Genomic DNA, 20,978 nt, shown 5'->3' with positions numbered 1-20,978 from the left:
GGGCCCGCGTCCCCGGTCGATCGGGGGGCGCGGGCCCTTTCGCGTACCGCGTGCCGGGCTACGCGATGTGCTCGTTCTCCAGGTCGGTCTGGTAGCGCTGCTTCAGCTCGGGCATCAGCCGCTTGAGCGTGGTGGCGCTGCGCGGGTGGACGATGCCGTGGCCGTCCGCGAGGTGTATGTCGAGCTGCTCGGGGCTCGGCCAGTTGCCGTGCTGGTCGACGTAGGTGCGGAAGACCTCGTACGCCGCCTCGGCGAACTTCACCTCGTCGACCGTGCTCTCGTCCTGCTGCGCCGGGTCGGCCGCGGGTGCCTGGGGCTGGGGCTGCGGGGTCGGCCGGGGCTGCTGCGGGTCCGCCGGGTCCGGTGCCTGGGCGTCCGGGCCGGTGGGGGGAAGGACCGGGGTGGGCTCCAGGCCCTCGACGTACTGCGGGTTGTAGCCGCCCTCGTACGCGGCCTGCGGGGCCAGCGGCGCCGCGAACCAGGCGCTGTTGTGGGCCGCGGGCATGGCCGTCGGGTCGACCGCGAAGGCCGGCGGGGCGTGCCCGGGGCCCGGGTGCGGGCCGGCCACGGGGCCGGGACCGGGCGGCCGCTGGCCGGGTACGGCCTGCTGTCCGGCGGCGGCCGACGGCTGGGCGCCCGGTGCGGCGTGGGCGTGGGGCGCCTCCAGGGCCGCCGGGCCCGCTTCGGGGTCCGCGGCCGCGACCGGGACGCTGACCGGGGGCAGCAGCGCGGGCTCGATGCCCGCGGCCGCCAGGCCCTCGGGGACGGTCTGGGACAGCGGGACGCCTATGCGGGCCAGGCGCAGCGGCATGAGGGCCTCGACGGGGGCCTTGCGGCGCCAGGCGCGCCCGTAGCGGGCCTGGAGGCGGGCCTGGTAGATGAGCCGGTCCTGTTCCATGCCGACCGCCTGCTCGTAGGAGCGCAGCTCCCACAGCTTCATCCGGCGCCACAGCTTGAAGGTGGGGATCGGCGAGAGCAGCCAGCGGGTGATCCGCACGCCCTCCATGTGCCGGTCCGCGGTGATGTCGGCGATCCGCCCCACCGCGTGCCGGGCCGCCTCGACGGTCACCACGAACAGGATCGGGATGACGGCGTGCATGCCGACGCCCAGCGGGTCCGGCCAGGCCGCCGCGCCGTTGAAGGCGATCGTGGCGGCGGTCAGCAGCCACGCGGTCTGGCGCAGCAGCGGGAAGGGGATGCGGATCCACGTCAGCAGCAGGTCGAGCGCGAGCAGCACGCAGATGCCCATGTCGATGCCGATCGGGAACACCAGCGAGAAGCTGCCGAACCCCTTCTGCAGCGCCAGCGCGCGCACCGCGGCGTAGGAACCGGCGAAGCCGATTCCCGCGATGACGACGGCGCCGGCGACGACGACGCCGATGAGTATCCGGTGCGTACGAGTCAGCTGCATCGCGGCCACCCGCGATCCCCTCCCACTATCGAGCTACGGCAGGCACAGCGTACGGGTGACGCGATGTCCCCTGCTCCGCACCCCCGTTCGCCCCTTCGGCCAGGTCAGGAGGCGGCGGCGGACGCCGATGCCGACGAGGACGGGGAGGCCGACGCGTCGGGCGCGTCCGAGGAGGCCGGCTTCTCACCGGCGGCGGAGACCGAGTTCACGGCTTCGCGGATCGCGGCGACCGCGCTCTCGAGCAGCTTGGCCTGGTCGGGAGCGGCGGCGCCCTCGTAGGCGGCGCCGTTGTAGTCGAGGGAGACGACGACGTTCTGCGTGCGCACGATGACCGTGGTGTTGAAGAAGTCGGCGCCGTCCTTCTTCGTGGCGTAGGTGACCGAGGTGCCCTGGTCGCCGACGCCGCCGACCTGGTCGTTCTTCACGTTCTGGGCGCCCTCGACGGCCTTCGCCGTCTGGAGCTGCTTGTTGTACTGCTCCTCGGCGCGCTTGTTGCCGCTGCCCAGGGACTCGTGCGAGTCGTAGCGGACCAGGGAGACCGCGAGCCAGCGGTAGTCCGAGCCCTTGAGGCCGTTCTCGTCGAGGCCGTTCCAGGAGCAGCTGGCGCGGCTGGTCAGGTCGTTCGACTTGGTGGCGTTGCCGTTCTTGTCCTTGGCCTTCGGGACGAGGGCCTCGATGGTCTTGCCCTGGATCGTCTTGCAGGGGTCGGGCAGCGTGGTGAACGCGGCCTTCTCGGGGGCGGACGACGGCTTCGTGCTCGGCGACTTGGACGAAGCGGACGAGTCGGACTTCTTGCCCGTGTCTGCGCTCTTGCCCGAGTCGGACGAGCAGCCGGAGACGGCGAGGATCACCGGGACGGCTGCGCAGGCGATGACGCGGGTGAGGCGCGAGGCTGATCGGTGCATGATTCCTTCGTACGTTTGTGTGTCTATGGGCGCGGGGAACCGGGCAACGGTAGCCCGATCGGGGCGCGCCCTGCTGTGCTCGCGGTCACGCCGGGGTCCGCCGAGCGCGTCCCGGAGGTCTCCGGGAGCCCTCCGGTCAGCCGCCGATCGGCGGCTGACCAGGCACGCAGCCGTTCGCCGGGTGGTGGGTCAGTCGTTGAAGCGCTCCACCAGCGCCTCGGCCAACTGGTGCGCTTCGTCCTGCGTTTCCGCGCTGGAGGGGACCCCGCCGGGCAGCGCGGGCTGCACGCTGTACTCGACGGTGACGATGACGTTCGCGGTGCGGAAGACGATGCGCACGGTCCGCGACTGGGCCGCGGACCCCGCCGCGCTGAGCCGGTCCTCGACGAAGGCGGCGTCCCCGAGCCCCTCCAGGACGCGGGAGCCCAGCTCGGGCGGGGTGGGGGTGGTGGAGGGCGCGGGCGTCCCGGCGGGCGAACCGGCGGGGGCGCCCGCGGGCGGGGCCGCGGGGGTGGTGGGCGGCGCGGTGGAGGGTGCGGTGGAGGGCACCGCCGCGGCGCCGGGGTCCGGGCCGGGAGCGGGCGCCGTGCCCGGGGCGGGGCTCGTGGTCGCGCCGGGGGTCGCGTTGGTCGACGGCAGGGGGGCCGGCAGGTGGGCGTCGGTCAGGCGGCGCTCGTACACCTGCTTCGCCTTGTCGTCGTCGCTGCTGGCGGCGCGGTCGTAGGAGACCACCCGCTCGAAGCCGACGGACAGCAGCCGGGTCTCCTCGGGGGTCTGCGCCTTCCAGCGGCAGCCGACGCGCCGGTCGCCGTCGTAGGAGGTGTCCGCGCTCCCGGCGTAGAGCTGGTCGCGCTGCTCCGAGGTGAGCGCTGCGGCGGCCGGGAGCATGGCCTTCAGCCGCTTCGCGTCGACCGCCTTGCAGGGCGAGGGCAGGCTGCGGTACTTCCCGGGCGGCGCGGCGACGGGCGTGGCGCCGCCCGCTTTGGAGTCGCTGGTGTCCCCGGCTCCGGTGCCGCCGGAGCACCCGGCCATCAGCGCGGTGAGCATCAGGATGCCCGGAAGGACTTGCCGTACCGCGTTGCGCTGCACGTCGTCTGGCTCCGTTCGACAGGCTTTCGACAGGCTCTGGGTGGGCCTTCGATCAGGAAATTGCGTTGCCGCTGCTGGGCCGCGCGTGGACACAATGTCTATCGCACACGCTGGTGCTGACGCCGGTCCCATGTCGTCTTTGGGTCCTGTTGCGAGGCTTTTTGCGTATTCAGACTTTTCAGTGGTTAACGGGGTGTTGGGGACGTTATGTCGTATGTAGAGGTGCCCGGGGCGAACGTCCCGATCCGGATGTGGACCGATCCGTCCACGGTCGAGGACAGTGCGATGCGACAGCTGCACAACGTCGCGACCCTGCCCTGGATCAAGGGCCTGGCCGTCATGCCGGACGTCCACTACGGCAAGGGCGCCACCGTCGGTTCGGTGATCGCCATGAAGGACGCGGTCTGCCCGGCCGCGGTGGGCGTGGACATCGGCTGCGGCATGTCGGCGGTCCGCACCTCGCTGACGGCCAACGACCTGCCCGGTGACCTGTCACGGCTGCGGTCCAAGATCGAACAGGCGATCCCGGTCGGGGCGGGCCTGCACAAGGAGGCGGTGGATCCGGCGCGGCTGTACGGCTTCGCGGCCGACGGCTTCGACGACCTCTGGTCGCGCTTCGACTACGTCGCGGACGCGGTCAAGTTCCGGCGCGAGCGCGCCGCGAAGCAGATCGGCACGCTCGGCGGCGGCAACCACTTCGTCGAGTTCTGCCTCGACGAGACGGGCGCGGTCTGGCTGATGCTGCACTCCGGTTCCCGGAACATCGGCAACGAGCTGGCCGAACACCACATGGGCGTGGCCCGGGGGCTCGCGCACAACCAGGGCCTGGTGGACCGCGACCTCGCGGTGTTCCTGGCGGCGACCCCGCAGATGCAGGACTACCGCAACGACCTCTTCTGGGCGCAGGAGTACGCCAAGTACAACCGCGCCGTGATGATGAGCCTGTTCAAGGAGGTCGTCCGCAAGGAGTTCCGCAAGGCGAAGGTCTCCTTCGACCACGAGATCAGCTGTCACCACAACTACGTGTCCGAGGAGCGCTACGACGGCATGGACCTGCTGGTCACGCGCAAGGGCGCGATCCGCGCGGGCAGCGGCGACTTCGGGATCATCCCCGGTTCGATGGGCACCGGCTCGTACATCGTGAAGGGCCTCGGCAACGCGAAGTCCTTCAACTCGGCCTCGCACGGCGCGGGCCGGAAGATGAGCCGGACCGCGGCGAAGAAGAAGTTCTCGGCGCGCGACCTGGCGGACCAGACCAAGGGCGTGGAGTGCCGCAAGGACTCCGGGGTCGTGGACGAGATCCCGGGCGCCTACAAGTCGATCGAGCAGGTCATCGACCAGCAGACCGACCTCGTCGCGGTCGTGGCCAAGCTCAAGCAGGTCATCTGCGTCAAGGGCTGATCGTCGGCCCGTTCGTCGGCCCGTCGGCCTGTTCGTCGGCCTGTTCGTCATGCTCGGGGGAGTGGAGGGGCCCGGACCGTTCAAACGGTCCGGGTCCCTCCGTATGTGCGGGTCGATCGCGGCCAACTGTTGTCCGCTGCACGGGGGTTGACGGTCAGAGTTGGTCTAGACCAAGGTGTGCGCCATGTGGAGATCTCGCGTGGTTCTCGGTGTGTTCGCTTCGCTGTCGCTCACCTTCGGGGTGGCCGGATCCGCCGTGGCGGGGGCGGGGGATCCGGTCGCGTCCGGTGCGTCCGGGGCGTCGGCGTCGGCGTCGGCGTCGGTCGAGGCGGCCGGCGCGGCCGGCGCCGTGGCCGTGGGGCTGCCGCCCGTCGTCTCGCACGTACCGACCACCGACAAGGTCGTCTTCATCACCATCGACGACGGCTGGAACCACGACCCCGCCGCCGCGCGGACGCTGATCGACAAGCGGGTGCCGGTGTCCCTGTTCCTGTTGCCGGGGGCGACGTCCTACGACACCGGCTACTTCACGGACCTCATCGAGCAGGGCCGGGCCACCGTGGAGAACCACACCGTCAACCACCCGGACCTCACCACGCTCGACGCGGCCGGGAAGGACGCGGAGGTCTGCGGGGCGCGGGAGCGGCTGAGGGGAACCTTCGGGCGGGCGCCGCAGCTGCTGCGACCGCCGTACGGAGCCGTCAACGACGATGTGCGGCTCGCGGCGAAGGCGTGCGGGGCGAAGGCGCTGATCACCTGGACCTACGACTTCACCACCTGGAGCCAGACCCCGCCGACCCCCAGGTTGCAGCCGGGGGACATCGTGCTGCTGCACTTCACGCCCACGCTGGAGGCCGACCTGGAGCGGGCGCTGGGCGCGGCGAAGGCCGCAGGCCTGAAGCCTGCGGCCCTCCTGCCCCAGCTCAAGGCCGCCGGGCTGGCGTAGCCGGGGCGGGCGACCGGGATCCGGGGGCGCGGGGCGGGGATCCGGGGCCGCGCGGGGTGCTACAGGTCGCGGTGGACCTTCGTGTTCGAGGCCTGGGCGCGCGGGCGGACCACCAGCAGGTCGATGTTGACGTGGCTGGGGCGGGTCACGGCCCAGGTGATGGTGTCGGCCACGTCGTCGGCGGACAGCGGCTCGGCGACGCCCGCGTACACCTTGGCCGCCTTGTCCGCGTCACCGCGGAAGCGGGTCGTGGCGAACTCCTCCGTCTTGACCATGCCGGGCGCGATCTCGATCACGCGGACCGGCTGGCCGACGATCTCCAGGCGGAGGGTCTCGGCCAGGACGCGGGCGCCGTTCTTCGCGGCGACGTAGCCCGCGCCGCCCTCGTAGGTGGAGTGCCCGGCGGTCGAGGACAGGACCACGACGGTGCCGTCGCCGGAGGCGGTCAGGGCCGGGAGCAGGGCCTGGGTGACATTGAGCGTGCCGATGACGTTGACCTCGTACATCGTGCGCCAGTCGGCCGGGTCGCCGGTGGCGACCGGCTCGGCGCCGATGGCCCCGCCCGCGTTGTTGACCAGCACGTCGACGGAGGGGAACTGCTCCAGGAACGCGGCGAAGGCGTCGACGGCGGCGCGGTCCGTCACGTCCAGGGCGTGGGCGGTGGCGAGCTGCCCGGCCGCGGTGATCTCCGCGGCGAGCTGCTCGATGCGGTCCTTGCGGCGGGCGGTCAGCACGACGTGGTAGCCCGCGCCGGCGAGCTGCCGTGCGGTGGCCGCGCCGATTCCGCTGCTCGCCCCGGTGACGACTGCGATGCGGGGGGTCATGGGAGCGCTCCTCGTTCGGGTGATCGATACCCGGCCAGCATAGGCATGCGGACGGGACCGGGACGGGTCCGAGGCCGGGCGCTCAGCGGCCGCGCGGGGCGTACATGATCAGGGCCATCCCGGCCAGGCAGACCAGGGCTCCGGCGATGTCCCAGCGGTCGGGGCGGTAGCCGTCGGCGACCATGCCCCAGGCGATCGATCCGGCCACGAAGACCCCGCCGTACGCGGCCAGCACCCGGGCGAAGTCGCCCTCGGGCTGGAGCGTGGCGACGAAGCCGTAGAGGCCGAGGGCGATGACCCCGGCGCCGATCCAGACCCAGCCCTTGTGGTCGCGCACGCCCTGCCAGACGAGCCAGGCGCCACCGATCTCCAGGACGGCGGCGAGGGCGAACAGGGACGCGGAGCGGACGATCAGCATGGGGGCAACCTTGGCACGCGGTCCGCGGCGGCCGCTGCGGTGCGCGTCGCAGATGGCGGGTGGGCGCGCCCTCGTTCGTGTGATGGTCCGACCGGCGGGGGGCGGGGGTCGTTAGCCTCCGCGCGTGGAGGTGGTGACGGTGGCGGTGTGCCGTGGCGTCGTACGAATCGTGGTGGCCCTCGGGCTGGTCCTGGCCGGGGCCGCGGCCCAGACGGGAGCCGCGCAGGCGGGGGCGGCCCCGGCCCGCTCGGCCCCGGCTGTCGGGGCGGGGGCCGAGCGGGCCGGTACGGGGGCCGCGCGGGTCGGCGCGGTGCGGGTGCCCGAGGCCGACGTGTCCTACCGCGGGCGGGTGAAGCTGTCCGCGGGGCGGCTCGCCGTATGGGTGGTCCCGGAGAACCAGGGGCCCGCCCCGCTCGCGAACACCACCCTGCGGCTGCGGTTCTCCGCGGCCCTCGCCGACGGCCAGGAGCTGGCGGAGGGCTGCGCCCGGGCCGGGCAGCGCGAGGTGATGTGTGAGACGGGGGCCCTGCCCGCGCACGGGCCGGGCCGCCACATCGGGCTGCGGCTGTGGATGAAGGACCGGCCGTCGGAAGTGGTGGTGCGCGTGGACACCTGGTGGAACGGCGGAGCGAACGACCGCAACCACACCAACGACGAGCACACGGTGCTCGCCCTCGACACCGGCGACTCCTACTCCTTCTGAGGCTGCTGCTCCTTCTGGGGTCCCTGCTCCTTCTGGGGTCCCTGCTCCTTCTGGGGTCCCTGCTCCTTCTGGGGGCGCAGGATCCAGCGCGCGACGGCCCGGTCGACCTCGGCGGGAGTGGGCGCGGGGGCGGACCAGGCGACGTAACCGTCGGGGCGCACGAGCACGCAGGCGGTGCGTCCGGGGGTGCGCCAGGAGGCGTGGGTGAGCCCCGGCTCCGTCGCGGGTCGGGGTGTCGGGGTGATCAGGACGAAGCTGCCCGCGCGCAGCAGTTCGTACAGCCTGCCCTCGCGCAGGACGGCGTCGGGTGCGCGACGGCCCGCGGGGCGGGCGCCGCCGGGCGGCGGCGGGTAGGAGATGCCGATCCCGGAGACCGTGCGGACCGCGCGGTCGCGCGCGGGCCGGATCCGCCCCAGCAGCGCGGCGCCGACGCTGCGGGCCGTGCGGCGGACCGGGGTGGTGGCCATCGTGATCCGGGTCAGGGCGCCGCTGCCGCGCAGCACGAGGCGGCCGACGGGGTGTCGCTCGCCCTCGTAACTGTCCAGCAGGGCCTCGGGGTCGGGGGCGCGTCCGAGGAGGACGGCCGTGAGCTTCCAGGCGAGGTTGGCGGCGTCCTGGAGGCCGGTGTTCATGCCCTGGCCGCCCGCGGGGGAGTGCACGTGGGCGGCGTCTCCGGCGAGGAAGACGCGGCCCACGCGGTAGTGCGGGACCTGGCGTTCGTCGGCGTGGAAGCGGGAGATCCAGCGGGGGTCGTGCATGCCGTGGTCGGTGCCGAGGGCGGTGCGCGTGATGGTGCGCAGCTCGTCGAAGTCGACGGGGTCGCCGTCCTGGGCCCGGCCGTCGCGGTGCCAGGCGATGGCCCGGTACCAGCCGTCGCCGAAGGGGACGAGGAAGGCGAAGGCCCGGCCGCGGCTGTTGACGGCGAGCTGGTCCGGGGGCTCCTCGGTCAGGCGTACGTCGGCCAGCACCATCGAGCTGACCACGGCGTGGCCGGGGAAGGGCAGGCCGAGTTCGCGGCGGACGGTGGAGCGGACGCCGTCGGCGCCGACGACGTGTCGGGCGTGCAGGGTGACCGGGGTGCCGGTGGTGCCGGTGGTGCCGGTGGTGCCGGTGGTGCCGGTCGTGTTCGTGGTGCCGGTGGTGCCGGTCGTGTTCGTGGTGTTCGTGGGGGTGCGGAGGTCGAGGGTGACGGTGTCCTGACCCTCGGCCTGATGCAGTGCGATCAGCTCATGGTCGTACCGGATGTGCACACCTGTGGACAACGCACGACGCTCCAGCAGGCGTTCGGTCTCAAATTGAGGGGTGATGAGGACGAACGGGAAGCGGGTGGGGAGCGTGTCCAGGGAGAGGGTGAGTTCGCCGAAGAGGCGGAGCTGTCGGATCGGGCGGCCGGTGGCGACGAGTTCGTCGGCGAGTCCGCGCGCGTCGAGGAGTTCGAGGGTGCGGGCGTGGACGGCGAAGGCGCGCGTGAGATTGGCGGCCGTCTGCGGGCGCCGCTCGATGAGGGCGACGGTCAGTCCGGCGGCGGCGAGATCTCCGGCGATCAGCAGACCGGTCGGACCGGCGCCGATCACCGCGACGTCCACGACGTCCGCGACGTCAGCGGCCGGCTGGAATCCGGACGCGGGATCGGGCGTTGGGGCGGGGGCTGGGGATGTCATGGTGGAAGACCCTGCCCATCCCCGCCGGGCCCTACGCGGTGACGCCGCCGCCGAATTCGGCCAACGCCTCGCTGACGATCAGCTCCAGGCGGGCGTGGTGCGCGCCCCGCCAGTACACGCGCTCGCAGTCGCCGCATTGGGCGAAGACGTCGTAGGAGCGCTGCGTACCGCCCTCCAGCAGGTCGCCGACGCTGTCCTTGTCGGCCGCGCGCAGCGTGCCGTTGCAGGCGGTGCACCGGGTCCAGGGGGTCAGCTCCGGCGCGAACCGGCCGAGGATGTCGCGCAATTGCTCGTCGGGGTTGTCGCTGTAGACGTAGGCACCGGCCCAGATCTCGCGGCGCCGCAGCAGGCCGCGGTCGCGGGAGAGCAGGACGCGCCGCTCGGCGGCGGAGCGGGTGGCGAGCGCGGGGTCGCCGATGTCCTCGTTCTCGTAGGCCGTGTCGATGCCGAGCAGGCGCATCCGGCGGGCCAGCGTGCCGAGGTGGACGTCGAGGAGGAAGCGGAGCGGGGCGCCGGGGACCTCCTGCGGGCGGGGCGGGCCGAGGACCTCGACGGACTCGCCGCCCCGGGGCACGTAGGCGACGGGCGCCTCGTCGCCGTCGACGAGCAGGCGGCCGACCTCGGTGAGCGGGACGCCGACGGATTCGACGACGTGGCCCAGGCTGGAGGTGCCGTCGACCGTGGTGGGTACGCGCTCGCCGCGCCGGTTGGGCGCGGTGAAGACGCGCAGCTCGGGGGCGAGGGTGAGGGTGATGTCCGGTCCGTTCACGGGGCCCAGCATGCCAGTTCGGGGCGGGGTGGCGAAGGCCAATTAAGCGTCGGTGGCGACCTCCTGGTCGTAGACCTCGCGATGGGCGCTGACCTGGTCGAAGTGCTGCTCGGCCCAGTGCTTCACGGAGCTGAGGAGGCCGCCGAGGCTGCGGCCGAGGGGGGTGAGGCGGTAGTCGACGCGGACGGGCACGGAGGCGGTGACGGTGCGGCTGACGAGGCCGTCGCGTTCGAGGGCGCGCAGGGTCTGGGTGAGCATCTTCTGGCTGACCCCGGGGATGCGGCGGCCGAGGTCGCTGTAGCGCATGGCCTCCGCCTCGTTGAGGGCGCTCAGGACGAGGCCGACCCACTTGTCGCTGATGCGGTCCAGGAGCTGGCTGGTCGGGCACTCCTTGAGGAAGGCGTCGTAGGCGTGGCGGGCCTCTTGGCGGCGGGTCTCGGCGGTGCGGGTGGCCATGGCGGGCTCACTTTCGGGTCGGGTACGCACCTTGCAGTGCGTACTTACGAAATGAAAGTACCTCTCCCTAAGTTAGTGCGCATCGGAACGAACGAAATCGAGCGCAAGGGACGAGACCCATGAGCCAGAACCAGAACCAGAACCAGAACGAGAACCACGACCAGAAGCAGGAGCAGGAGCAGGGCCGGAAGCTGATCGACGCGGCGGTCGTCACCGCCTTCGGCGGCCCGGAGCAGGTCGTGACCGCGCAGGTGCCGCTGCCGGTTCCGGGGGCCGGGCAGGTGCGGGTCCGGGTGCGGGCCGCGGGGCTCAATCCGGTGGACGCCCTGGTCCGCCTCGGGGTCTTCGGGGGCGAGGGGGAGCGGCTCGGGTTCGGTTGGGACGTGGCCGGCGAGGTCGACGCGGTCGGCGCCGGGGTGACCGCCTGGAGCGCCGGTCAGCAGGTCGTCGGACTGCACTACGGCCCGGTCAAGGAGCTCGGGACGCACGCGCAGTACGTCGTCCTCGACGAGGGCGCCCTCGCCGCGGCCCCCGGGTCCGTGGGCGCGACGGCCGCCGCGGTGCTGCCGCTCAGCGGGCTCACGGCGGCCCGGGCCCTGGATCAGTTGGGGCTGGCGGGCGGGGAGTCGGTGCTGGTCACCGGGGCGGCCGGGGTGGTCGGCGGGCTGGCGGTCCAGCTCGCGGTGCACGCCGGGCTGAAGGTGACCGCGCTGGCGGGCCCGGCGGACGAGGAGCTGGTCCGGTCGTTGGGCGCCACCGACTTCGTGGCCCGGGGCACGGCCGGGGCGGATGCGGGGGTGCGGGTGGACGGGGTGCTGGACGCCGCGGTGCTGGGGGAGGCCGCGCTGGACTTCGTCCGCGACGGCGGCGTCTACGTCGGGCTGCGGCCGGGCGGGTCTCCCGCTCCGGTGCGCGGGATCCGGGTGCTGGTGCAGGAGGTCGCGGCGGACGGGGCGCACCTGGCGCGGCTGGTGTCCCTGGTGGACGAGGGCGCGCTGACCCTGCGGGTCGGCGGGACCTACGCCCTGGCCGACGCGGCCGCGGCGCACGCCCGCCTCGCGGAGGGCGGCGCCCGGGGCCGGCTGGTCCTGACCGTGGCCTGAGCCCGCTCCGACGTCGTGCCGGGCGGGCGGGCCGCTCAGGGTCGGGCGGGCGGTGCGGTGCGGGTCAGGCGGGCAGCGTGTAGCGCCAGTCGTGGCTCGGGTGGAACACGCCGGGCGGGTATTCGAAGTTGACGTCACCGAGCGACTCGAAGCCCGCCCGACGGCACACGGAGTTGGACGCGGCGTGGTCCGTGCCGGGGAAGGCGTGCACGAGGCGACGGGAGCCGTGTTCGGCGACGTAGGCGAGGAGTTCGCCGATCGCCGCCACCGCGAGGCCCCGGCCCTGGTACTCGGGGAAGATCGCCCAGCCGCTCTCGTACACCTCTTCGTCGCGCCATTCGCGGGGCCAGAAGCCCACGGAACCGACGGTCTCGCCCGTCTCGGCCAGGCTGACCCGGAACATCCGTCCGGCGGCGGGTTCCCGGTCGCTCAGGGCGACGTACCGGCGCTGGCGGTCGGCCAGCTTCTCCTCGGACTCGGGTCCCCCCAAGTACTTGGTCATCTCGGGCTCGTTGGCCCGCAGCAGCAACCCGAGGTCCTCTTGGGACCAGGGAGTCAGACGCAGCGATATTTCCATGTTGAGGAGGGTACGAGGAACTCCTCCGCGCTGTCCGGGAGTCGGCCCCATGCGATGGCCGGAACGGTCAGGGCCAGACCAGGCAGTACGGCTGGTGGCCGGCCTCGTGCAGGCGGTGGGAGAAGTCCTGCCACTCGTGCAGCAGCTGGTAGACGTTGAAGGCGTCGCGCGGGCCGCCGCGGTCGGGGACCGTGGACCAGATGAAGGCGGCCGCGCCGACGGACTCCTCGCCGATGCCGCGCAGCGGGTCGACCACCGTCATCGGGAGCTTGACCACCGCGTAGTCGGGGTGCAGGACCACGAGCTCCAGCGGCGGGACCTTGTGCAGGGGTATGCCTTCGATGCCGGTGAGGACCATCGCGGCCACCGTCTCCGGTTTGATCTTGCTGAACAGGCCGCCCATGCCGAGTTCGTCGCCGCCGAGCTGTTCGGGCCGCATCGAGATCGGGACGCGCGCCGCCGTGGCCCCGTCGGGGGCGCCGAAGTACTTGTAGGTCACTCCCATGCCGCGACCCCCCGGGACCGCGCTCGCGGGTGCCGGTACGCCGTCCACCGCGTCCGCACCCCGGCGCCGGTGCTTGCCGCGCCGTCGGGCCTCTCGGGATGCCTCTCGGGAAGCGTCGCGGGCCTCGCGCGCACGCTCCGGCCCCAGGCCGTCCGTACCCTCGCCCGGTCCGCCACCGCGTTGCATATCTCCACCCGACTGGTCTTGCCTGCCCCGGCCCCGTGACCCCCGCCACGCGGCCTGATCATCATGGCAGTGACCTCCCCCGCGGCGGCGCGGTGAAACGCCCGTCCGCAAGTCTGTCGCGGCCTCTGAGACCATGGCTGGTGTGAGCTACCCGTATCCGTATGAAGCCCCAGTCTCGCAGAACCTGTTTGACCGCGCGTCCCTCGTGACCCCCGGCGGCGTGAACTCTCCGGTGCGTGCATTCCGCGCCGTGGGGGGAACGCCCCGGTTCATGGTGTCCGGTACCGGTCCGTACCTCACCGATGCCGATGGCCGCGAGTACGTCGACCTGGTCTGCTCGTGGGGGCCGATGATCCTCGGCCATTCCCACCCCGCCGTGATCGAGGCCGTGCAGGCCGCGGTCGCCCGCGGCACGTCCTTCGGCACCCCCGGCGAGGGCGAGGTCGCGCTCGCCGAGGAGATCGTCGCGCGGATCGCGCCGGTCGAGCAGGTGCGCCTGGTGTCCTCCGGTACGGAGGCCACCATGTCCGCGATCCGGCTGGCCCGCGGTTTCACCGGCCGGGCCAAGGTCGTGAAGTTCGCGGGCTGCTACCACGGCCACGTGGACGCGCTGCTCGCCGCCGCCGGATCGGGCCTCGCGACCTTCGCGCTGCCCGACACCCCCGGTGTGACGGGTGCGCAGGCCGGCGACACGATCGTCCTCCCCTACAACGACCTCGAAGCGGTCCGCGCCGCCTTCGCCGCGCACCCCGGTGAGATCGCCTGTGTGATCACCGAGGCCGCGCCCGGCAACATGGGCGTGGTGACCCCCGGCGAGGGGTTCAACCAGGGCCTGGCCGACCTGTGCCGCGCGAACGGCGCGCTGTACATCTCCGACGAGGTGATGACGGGCTTCCGCACCTCCCGCGCCGGCTGGTTCGGCGTGGACGGGGTCGCGCCCGACCTGATGACCTTCGGCAAGGTCATGGGCGGCGGCTTCCCGGCCGCGGCCTTCGGCGGCCGCGCCGACGTGATGGGGCACCTGGCCCCCGTCGGCCCCGTCTACCAGGCGGGCACCCTCTCCGGGAACCCGATCGCCACCGCCGCCGGCCTCGCGCAGCTGCGGCTGCTCGACGACGCGGCGTACGCGAAGGTCGACGCCGTGTCGGCGGAGATCCAGGGCCTGGTGACGGACGCGCTCCGCAAGGAGGGCGTGGCGCACCGGCTGCAGACCGCGTCCAACATGTTCTCCGTCTTCTTCACCGAGGACGAGGTCAGGAACTACGACGACGCCAAGAAGCAGGAGAGCTTCCGCTTCACCGGCTTCTTCCACTCGATGCTGGCCCAGGGCGTCTACCTGCCGCCCTCGTCCTTCGAGTCCTGGTTCGTCTCCACCGCCCACGACGAGCGGGCGATCGAGCGCATCGCGGCCGCGCTGCCCGCCGCCGCCCGCGCCGCCGCCGAGGCCACCCCGGAGGCCACCGCATGAGCAGCAGCGACATCACCGTCGTCCACCTGATGCGCCACGGGGAGGTGCACAACCCGGACGGGGTCCTCTACGGGCGCCGCCCCGGCTACCACCTCTCCGAGCTGGGCCGGCAGATGGCCGAGCGGGTCGCCGAGCACCTGGAGAACCGCGACATCACCCACGTCGTGTCCTCCCCGCTGGAGCGCGCGCAGGAGACGGCGGCCCCGATCGCCAAGGCGCACAGCCTGGACCTGGCGACCGACGGGCGGCTGATCGAGGCGGGCAACGTCTTCGAGGGCAAGACCTTCGGGGTCGGTGACGGCGCCCTGCGCAAGCCCGCCAACTGGAAGCACCTGACGAACCCGTTCCAGCCGTCCTGGGGCGAGCCGTACATCGAGCAGGTGGTCCGGATGATGGGCGCGCTGGACGCGGCGCGCGACGCGGCCCGCGGGCACGAGGCGGTGTGCGTGAGCCACCAGCTGCCGATCTGGATCGTGCGCAGCTTCGCCGAGAAGCGCAGGCTGTGGCACGACCCGCGGCGCCGGCAGTGCACGTTGGCCTCGCTGACGTCGTTCACGTACCAGGGCGACAAGATCGTTTCGGTGGGCTACAGCGAGCCGGCCCGGGACCTGGTCCCGGCGCACCTGCTCGCGGGCGCGAAGCCGGTGAAGGGCAAGTCGAAGGCGTTCGGCGCCTGAGCCGCGACGCCTCGGAGGCACTTCCTCCGATCGTCAAGATTCGACATGACCAGTCCTAATTTCATACAAGTCGCCGCGCTGCTACCGATCTGACGCTCAGCCTGCGTTGGAATGTCCGTTTATACGACATTCCATCAGCGAGGTGAGCGACATGCGTGAGGTCAGCCGGAGGGGCGCGCTCGGACTCGGACTCGGCGCCGTGGCCGCGATGGGGATCGCGGGTTGCGGCGGCGGGTCCGGTTCCGGGGGCGCCCACATGGGTGCCGGTTCCGGCAAGGCCGGCCCCAACCCGAGCGGCGGGGCCGCCCACCCGGTCAGGCCCATCGGGGACGGTTCCACCGCGGACACGGGCCCCCAGCCCCACCAGCCCGCCAAGCCCGTCCCCCTCCAGCCCGGGGAGACCCCGCCGCAGTTCGTCGTCTTCAGCTGGGACGGCGCGGGCGAGATCGGCAACGGTCTCTTCCCGCGCTTCCTCAAGCTCGCCAAGGACCACCACGCGGGCATGACCTTCTTCCTCTCCGGGCTCTACCTGCTCCCCGAGTCGAAGCGCGGGCTCTACCGCCCGCCCAACAACCCGGTGGGCGCCTCCGACATCGGCTTCCTGAAGGACGAGAACGTCCGCAACACCCTGAAGTACGTGCGCGAGGCCTGGCTCGACGGCCACGAGATCGGCACCCACTTCAACGGGCACTTCTGCGGCGGATCCGGCTCGGTCGCCCACTGGAGCGCGCAGGACTGGCACAGCGAGATCGAGCAGGCCGTGTCCTTCGTCACCAACTGGCGCACCAACACCGGCTTCACCGACCTCGAACCGCTGCCCTTCGACTACGCGAAGGAGCTCGTCGGGGCCCGCACGCCGTGCCTGCTCGGCCAGGACCAGCTGCTGCCCACCGCCGAGAAGCTCGGCTGGCGCTACGACGCCAGCTCGCCCGGCGGCCTCCAGCAGTGGCCGGAGAAGAAGGGGACCGTGTGGGACCTGCCGCTGCAGTCGATGCCCTTCCCCGGCCACTCCTTCGAGGTGCTCTCGATGGACTACAACATCCTCGCCAACCAGTCGCAGAACACCACCCGGGGCGTTCCCTCCAACTACCCGGGCTGGCGCAGCCAGGCCACGGCCGCCTACCAGGGCGGCTTCCGGCGGGCGTACGAGACGAACCGCGCGCCGCTCTTCATCGGCAACCACTTCGAGGACTGGAACGGCGGCATCTACATGGACGCCGTCGAGGAAGCGCTCAAGTCGATGGCGGACAAAAGCGATGTACGACTCGTATCGTTCCGGCAGTTCACCGACTGGCTCGACGTCCAGGACCCCAAGGTGCTCGCCAAACTGCGCGGCCTGGCCCCCGGTCAGCCGCCGACCGGCGGCTGGAAGACCTTCCTGACCGCCGCCTGACCGCCGCCCGACCCCCTGCCCGACCGCCGCCCGACCGCCGCCCGACCGTGGCTCGACCGGGGTCCGACCAGCGGTCGGCCGGGATCCGGCCGGTGGCCGGGGGGCGCGCAAGATCCACAATTCGCCCATGCGAAACTTTTCACATGAGCCTTAGCCGCGCCCCCCGACGCCGCCGCTCGACCAGCGGCCGCGCCGTCCTGCTGACCGCGGTGGCCGTCGCAGGCGCCCTCACCCTCACCTCCTGCGGAGATTCGGCCGGTGGCGCCAAGTCCTCCGGCTCCGCGGGCGGCAACTACGTGACGGGCCCGGGCGGCATCTCCACCGTCGCCAAGGGCCAGCGCGACGACGCCCCCAAGCTCGACGGCGAGACCGTCGACGGCAAGACGCTCGACACGACCACCCTCAAGGGGAAGGTCGTCGTCCTGAACGTCTGGGGCTCCTGGTGCCCGCCGTGCCGCGCCGAGGCCCCCTACTTCGCCAAGGTCTCCAAGGAGATGGCCGACGCGGGCAAGGACGTCTCCTTCGTCGGCATCAACACCCGCGACAACAGCAAGCAGAACGCGGTCTCCTTCGAGGAGAACTTCGGGATCACCTACCCGAGCCTCTACGACCCCGACGGCAAGCTGATGCTCCGCTTCCCCAAGGGCACGCTCAACGCGCAGTCGATCCCCTCCACGATCGTCCTCGACAAGGAGGGCAAGATCGCCGCCCGCACCCTGGTCGCGGTCAACGAGGAGCAGCTGCGCAAGATGATCGACCCGCTCCTCGCGGAGAAGTGACGCCGTGAACGAGACCGTCTTCAGCGGAGCCCTGCTGCTGGCCCTGCCCATCGCCGTGCTCGCCGGGCTCGTCTCCTTCTTCTCCCCGTGCGTGCTGCCGCTCGTCCCCGGCTACCTCTCCTACGTGACCGGGGTCACCGGCGCCGACATGGCCGAGGCCCGGCGCGGGCGGATGCTGGCCGGGGCGAGCCTGTTCGTCCTCGGCTTCACCGCCGTCTTCGTCTCCACCGGCGCGCTCTTCGGCTTCTTCGGCGACGTCCTCCAGGACAACAAGGACATGATCTCGCGGGTGCTGGGCGGTGTGGTCATCCTCATGGGGTTCTTCTTCATGGGGCTGATCCCGGGCCTGACGATGCGGGAGTTCCGCTTCCACAAGAAGCCCACCGGAGGCCTGATCGGCGCGCCCCTGCTCGGTGTCCTCTTCGGCATCGGCTGGACGCCCTGCATGGGCCCGACCCTCGCCGCCGTGAACACGCTCTCCATGAACGAGGCGAGCGCCGGGCGCGGCGCGCTGCTGACCACCGCGTACTGTCTGGGCCTCGGCGTGCCCTTCCTCCTCGCCGCGATCGCCTTCCGCAAGGCGCTCGGCGCCTTCGGCTGGGTGAAGAAGCACTATGCGTGGGTGATGCGCATCGGCGGCGGCATGCTGGTCCTGACCGGTCTGCTGCTCGTCACAGGCTGGTGGGGCACCATCGTCAGCGACATGCAGGGCTGGACACGGGGCTTCACGGTGGGGATCTGAGGACTACAAGCACATGAGTACGAGCGACAAGGCGCCCACCGAGGCGTCCGACCCCCGAACCGCCCAGGACGCCACGGAGGCCGCCGCGCAGGCGACCGACGCCGCCGCGGCGGCCCAGCTGTCCACCGCCCCGCTGGAGGACCCACCGGCCGGCGGCCCCGCCGTCGGCATCGGCGTGCTCGGCTGGGCCCGCTGGTTCTGGCGCCAGCTCACCTCCATGCGGGTGGCGCTGATCCTGCTCTTCCTGCTGTCCCTCGGCTCGATCCCCGGCTCGCTGATCCCGCAGAACCGGGTCGACCCGATGAAGGTCGCGCTCTGGAAGTCCAAGCACGAGTTCTGGGTGCCGGTCGCCTCGAAGCTCCAGCTCTTCGACGTCTACAGCTCGGTGTGGTTCTCCGCGATCTACATCCTGCTGTTCGTGTCGCTGATCGGCTGCATCGTCCCGCGCACCTGGCAGTTCGTCGGCCAGCTCCGCGGCCGCCCGCCGGGCGCGCCGCGGCGCCTGGACCGGCTCCCCGCCTACACCACCTGGCGCACCGACGCGGCCCCGGACGAGGTCCTCGCGCACGCGAAGGAGGTGCTCGGCGGGCGCCGCTTCCGTACCGCCCCCGACACCGCCGGGCACGCGGTGGCCGCGGAGAAGGGCTATCTGCGCGAGGCCGGGAACCTGCTCTTCCACATCGCCCTGATCGTGATGCTGGTGGCCTTCGCCACCGGCCAGCTCCTCAAGTCCGAGGGCGGCAAGCTCGTCCTGCGCGGCAAGGGCTTCGCCAACACGCTCACCCAGTACGACGACTTCAAGTCCGGCAGCCTCTTCAGCTCGGACGACCTGCCGCCCTTCAGCTTCACCCTGGACAAGTTCGACGCGGAGTACGAGAAGAGCGGCCCGCAGAAGGGCACCCCGCGCGAGTTCAAGGCGTACGTCACCTACAGCAAGGGCGCGCACGGCACCCCGACGAAGACCGAGATCGAGGTCAACAAGCCGCTCGACGTCGAGGGCTCCAAGGTCTACCTGCTGGGCCACGGCTACGCGCCGATCCTCTCGGTGACCGACCCCTCCGGCAAGGTGATCTACAAGGACGCCGTGCCGATGCTGCCGCAGGACGCGAACCTGACCTCCGCCGGAGCCGTCAAGGTCACCGACGGCTACCAGGACAAGAACGGCAAGAAGGAGCAGCTGGGCTTCAACGCCCGCTTCGTGCCGACCTTCGCGGGCAAGGGCCAGGGCACGATGCTCTCGCAGTTCCCCGCCGCGGACTTCCCGGTCCTGGCGCTCAACGCCTGGCACGGCAGCCTGGGCGTGGACTCGGGGCTGCCGCAGAACGTCTACCAGCTCGACACCGCCAAGATGCAGCAGTTCAAGAAGGAGAACGGCGAACCGTTCTCCCAGCTGATGCTCCCCGGCGAGACGATGACGCTCCCCGACGGCGCGGGCACCGTGAAGTTCGAGGGCATCGAGCGCTGGGCCACCTTCCAGATCTCCCAGGAGCCCGGCACCGGCTACGCCCTGGCGGGCGCGGTGGCGGCCATCCTGGGCCTGGCCGCGTCCCTCTTCATCCAGCGCCGCCGGATCTGGGTCCGCGCGGTGACCGGCAAGGACGGCGTGACCGTCGTCGAGATGGCGGGCCTCGGCCGCAGCGAGTCCGCCAAGCTCCCCGAGGAACTCGCCGACCTGGCCGCCCGGCTGAACGAGCGGGCGCCCACCGCGCCCGAGGCAGTCCCCGGCAACAACCCTGTCGAAGCAACCGTTGAAGGAGGACGCGGATGACCCTGCTCGCAGCCGCCGCGACCAACACGAGCCTGGCCCATGCCAGCAACGTGCTGATCTATTCGTCGATGGCGGTCTACATGCTCGCCTTCTTCGCCCACATCGCCGAGTGGACCTTCGGCAGCCGCAGCAAGGTGGCCCGCACGGCCAACGCGCTGACGGCGGGCGCGGGCGCCGCGAAGGCCCCCGCCGTCCAGGTCCGCACGAAGGCGGGGGGCACCGCGGTCCTCGACAAGCCGCAGGTCGTCACCCGGTCCGCCACCGGCACGCGCGACGTGCCGGACGGTCCCGGCGCGGCCGGCGGCACGGTCAAGGGCGACCTCTACGGCCGGATCGCGATCTCGCTGACCGCCCTCGGCTTCCTGCTCGCGGCCGGCGGCGTGGTCAGCCGCGCCCTGTCGGTGCAGCGCGCCCCCTGGGGCAACATGTACGAGTTCTCGATCACCTTCTCCACGGTGGCCGCGGGCGCGTACCTGCTGCTGCTGGCCCTGGGCAAGAACGTCCGCTGGATCGGCCTGATCCTGGTCACCACGGTCCTGCTGGACCTGGGCGTGGCCACGACCTGGCTCTACACCGACAGCGCGGCGCTGGTCCCGGCCCTGCACTCGTACTGGCTGTGGATCCACGTCTCCACCGCGATCATCTGCGGCGCCGTCTTCTACATCGGCGCGGCCGGCACGGTCCTCTACCTCTTCCGCGACTCCTACGAGAGCACGCTGGCCGCGGGCGGCAAGCCCGGCACCCTGCGCACCTCGGTGATGGAGCGGCTGCCCTCGGCGTCCTCGCTCGACAAGTTCTCGTACCGGATCAACGCGGCCGTCTTCCCGCTGTGGACCTTCACGATCATCGCGGGCGCGATCTGGGCGAACGACGCCTGGGGCCGGTACTGGGGCTGGGACCCCAAGGAGGTCTGGTCCTTCATCACCTGGGTCGCCTACGCCTGCTACCTGCACGCGCGCGCCACGGCCGGCTGGAAGGGCCGCAAGGCCGCCTACCTGGCGCTCTTCGCCTTCGCCTGCTGGATCTGGAACTACTACGGCGTGAACATCCTGCTCAACGGCAAGCATTCCTACGGCGGGGTGTAGTCGAGCGGCACCGCGCACGGCGAAGGGCCCGGCCCCCCTGGGGGGGCCAGCGTGATCGTGAAGGTCAGCACCCCCCACGGCAGCCGGATCAGCCCGTACAGCGAGGTCCGCC

Annotated in this window: 21 protein-coding genes; 11 read left to right on the top strand and 10 right to left on the bottom strand. The window is 72.0% G+C overall.

The annotated features are described in order from the left end of the window. Positions 1-58 precede the first annotated feature (58 nt). The 3 genes from ACFWAR_RS36390 to ACFWAR_RS36380 all read right to left on the bottom strand — a co-directional run bounded on the left by ACFWAR_RS36390 (position 59) and on the right by ACFWAR_RS36380 (position 3,405). The gene (locus tag ACFWAR_RS36390) at positions 59-1,411 is read right to left on the bottom strand and encodes a DUF2637 domain-containing protein (protein ID WP_385787038.1); all 1,353 of its coding nucleotides are present in this window, start codon (positions 1,409-1,411) and stop codon (positions 59-61) included. 104 nt (positions 1,412-1,515) lie between these two features. Next, positions 1,516-2,316 carry a DUF3558 family protein gene (locus ACFWAR_RS36385; RefSeq protein ID WP_385787035.1) on the bottom strand — a complete coding sequence of 267 codons (801 nt, stop codon included), beginning with the start codon at positions 2,314-2,316 and terminating at the stop codon, positions 1,516-1,518. Between the two features lie 189 nt (positions 2,317-2,505). Next, the gene (locus tag ACFWAR_RS36380) at positions 2,506-3,405 is read right to left on the bottom strand and encodes a DUF3558 domain-containing protein (protein ID WP_385787032.1); all 900 of its coding nucleotides are present in this window, start codon (positions 3,403-3,405) and stop codon (positions 2,506-2,508) included. A 207-nt stretch (positions 3,406-3,612) separates the two neighbouring features. On the opposite strand from ACFWAR_RS36380, the gene ACFWAR_RS36375 reads away from it, so the two are divergent. Further along, positions 3,613-4,806, top strand: a complete 1,194-nt coding sequence (locus ACFWAR_RS36375; protein ID WP_385787029.1) for an RtcB family protein — start codon at positions 3,613-3,615, stop codon at positions 4,804-4,806. A gap of 184 nt (positions 4,807-4,990) precedes the next feature. Further along, positions 4,991-5,752 (top strand): polysaccharide deacetylase family protein, encoded by a 762-nt coding sequence (locus ACFWAR_RS36370; protein WP_385787027.1) that lies wholly within the window; start codon positions 4,991-4,993, stop codon positions 5,750-5,752. A gap of 59 nt (positions 5,753-5,811) precedes the next feature. On the opposite strand, the gene ACFWAR_RS36365 is transcribed toward ACFWAR_RS36370, so the two are convergent. After that, complete coding sequence (locus ACFWAR_RS36365; protein ID WP_385787024.1) at positions 5,812-6,576, bottom strand: SDR family NAD(P)-dependent oxidoreductase; 765 nt, start codon at positions 6,574-6,576, stop codon at positions 5,812-5,814. Between the two features lie 82 nt (positions 6,577-6,658). Beyond that, the gene (locus ACFWAR_RS36360; RefSeq protein WP_385787021.1) at positions 6,659-6,994 is read right to left on the bottom strand and encodes a YnfA family protein; all 336 of its coding nucleotides are present in this window, start codon (positions 6,992-6,994) and stop codon (positions 6,659-6,661) included. Positions 6,995-7,118: 124 nt separating this feature from the next. Between ACFWAR_RS36360 and ACFWAR_RS36355 the strand changes: the two genes are divergently transcribed. Continuing rightward, entirely contained in the window at positions 7,119-7,697 is a 579-nt protein-coding gene (locus ACFWAR_RS36355; protein ID WP_385787017.1) for a hypothetical protein, read from the top strand. Here ACFWAR_RS36355 and ACFWAR_RS36350 read toward each other — a convergent pair. Genes ACFWAR_RS36350 through ACFWAR_RS36340 form a run of 3 tightly spaced genes read right to left on the bottom strand, consistent with a single transcriptional unit; the run spans position 7,685 to position 10,583 of the window. After that, the gene (locus tag ACFWAR_RS36350; RefSeq protein ID WP_385787014.1) at positions 7,685-9,358 is read right to left on the bottom strand and encodes an FAD-dependent oxidoreductase; all 1,674 of its coding nucleotides are present in this window, start codon (positions 9,356-9,358) and stop codon (positions 7,685-7,687) included. The genes ACFWAR_RS36355 and ACFWAR_RS36350 overlap by 13 nt on opposite strands. A 31-nt stretch (positions 9,359-9,389) precedes the next feature. Then, positions 9,390-10,127, bottom strand: a complete 738-nt coding sequence (locus tag ACFWAR_RS36345) for a Mut7-C RNAse domain-containing protein (RefSeq protein ID WP_385787011.1) — start codon at positions 10,125-10,127, stop codon at positions 9,390-9,392. A 42-nt stretch (positions 10,128-10,169) separates the two neighbouring features. Beyond that, the gene (locus ACFWAR_RS36340) at positions 10,170-10,583 is read right to left on the bottom strand and encodes a winged helix-turn-helix transcriptional regulator (protein WP_385787008.1); all 414 of its coding nucleotides are present in this window, start codon (positions 10,581-10,583) and stop codon (positions 10,170-10,172) included. 194 nt (positions 10,584-10,777) lie between these two features. Here ACFWAR_RS36340 and ACFWAR_RS36335 point away from each other — a divergent pair, with 194 nt between their 5' ends. Next, positions 10,778-11,686 (top strand): NADP-dependent oxidoreductase, encoded by a 909-nt coding sequence (locus ACFWAR_RS36335; RefSeq protein ID WP_385787047.1) that lies wholly within the window; start codon positions 10,778-10,780, stop codon positions 11,684-11,686. A 64-nt stretch (positions 11,687-11,750) separates the two neighbouring features. Here ACFWAR_RS36335 and ACFWAR_RS36330 read toward each other — a convergent pair whose 3' ends face one another. Beyond that, positions 11,751-12,263, bottom strand: coding sequence for a GNAT family N-acetyltransferase (locus ACFWAR_RS36330; protein WP_385787005.1), 513 nt, complete (start codon positions 12,261-12,263; stop codon positions 11,751-11,753). Positions 12,264-12,330: 67 nt separating this feature from the next. After that, positions 12,331-12,954 (bottom strand): hypothetical protein, encoded by a 624-nt coding sequence (locus tag ACFWAR_RS36325; protein ID WP_385787003.1) that lies wholly within the window; start codon positions 12,952-12,954, stop codon positions 12,331-12,333. A gap of 133 nt (positions 12,955-13,087) precedes the next feature. On the opposite strand from ACFWAR_RS36325, the gene hemL reads away from it, so the two are divergent. From hemL to ccsB, 7 genes are all read left to right on the top strand, one after another. Further along, on the top strand, positions 13,088-14,422 hold the full coding sequence (gene hemL / locus ACFWAR_RS36320) for a glutamate-1-semialdehyde 2,1-aminomutase (protein ID WP_354380378.1): 1,335 nt from the start codon (positions 13,088-13,090) through the stop codon (positions 14,420-14,422). Next, entirely contained in the window at positions 14,419-15,099 is a 681-nt protein-coding gene (locus ACFWAR_RS36315; protein WP_385787000.1) for a histidine phosphatase family protein, read from the top strand. The genes hemL and ACFWAR_RS36315 overlap by 4 nt, the downstream gene beginning before the upstream one ends. A gap of 151 nt (positions 15,100-15,250) precedes the next feature. Continuing rightward, positions 15,251-16,492, top strand: coding sequence for a hypothetical protein (locus tag ACFWAR_RS36310; RefSeq protein ID WP_385787044.1), 1,242 nt, complete (start codon positions 15,251-15,253; stop codon positions 16,490-16,492). Between the two features lie 143 nt (positions 16,493-16,635). Beyond that, a complete protein-coding gene (locus ACFWAR_RS36305; protein WP_385786997.1) occupies positions 16,636-17,271 on the top strand; it encodes a TlpA family protein disulfide reductase in 636 nt (211 codons plus the stop codon). A 4-nt stretch (positions 17,272-17,275) separates the two neighbouring features. Further along, positions 17,276-18,013: a cytochrome c biogenesis CcdA family protein gene (locus ACFWAR_RS36300; protein WP_385786994.1), complete on the top strand. Its 738-nt coding sequence runs from the start codon at positions 17,276-17,278 to the stop codon at positions 18,011-18,013. Positions 18,014-18,026: 13 nt separating this feature from the next. Continuing rightward, positions 18,027-19,781: a cytochrome c biogenesis protein ResB gene (locus ACFWAR_RS36295; RefSeq protein ID WP_385786991.1), complete on the top strand. Its 1,755-nt coding sequence runs from the start codon at positions 18,027-18,029 to the stop codon at positions 19,779-19,781. Between the two features lie 2 nt (positions 19,782-19,783). Beyond that, positions 19,784-20,866 carry a c-type cytochrome biogenesis protein CcsB gene (gene ccsB, locus ACFWAR_RS36290; protein ID WP_385787041.1) on the top strand — a complete coding sequence of 361 codons (1,083 nt, stop codon included), beginning with the start codon at positions 19,784-19,786 and terminating at the stop codon, positions 20,864-20,866. Positions 20,867-20,978: the final 112 nt, after the last annotated feature.

It is taken from the genome of Streptomyces sp. NPDC059917, from assembly GCF_042730635.1.
Lineage (GTDB): Bacteria > Actinomycetota > Actinomycetes > Streptomycetales > Streptomycetaceae > Streptomyces.
The sequence above is the reverse complement of the archived record's forward strand: the minus strand, read 5'-3'. Positions and strand labels throughout refer to the sequence as shown.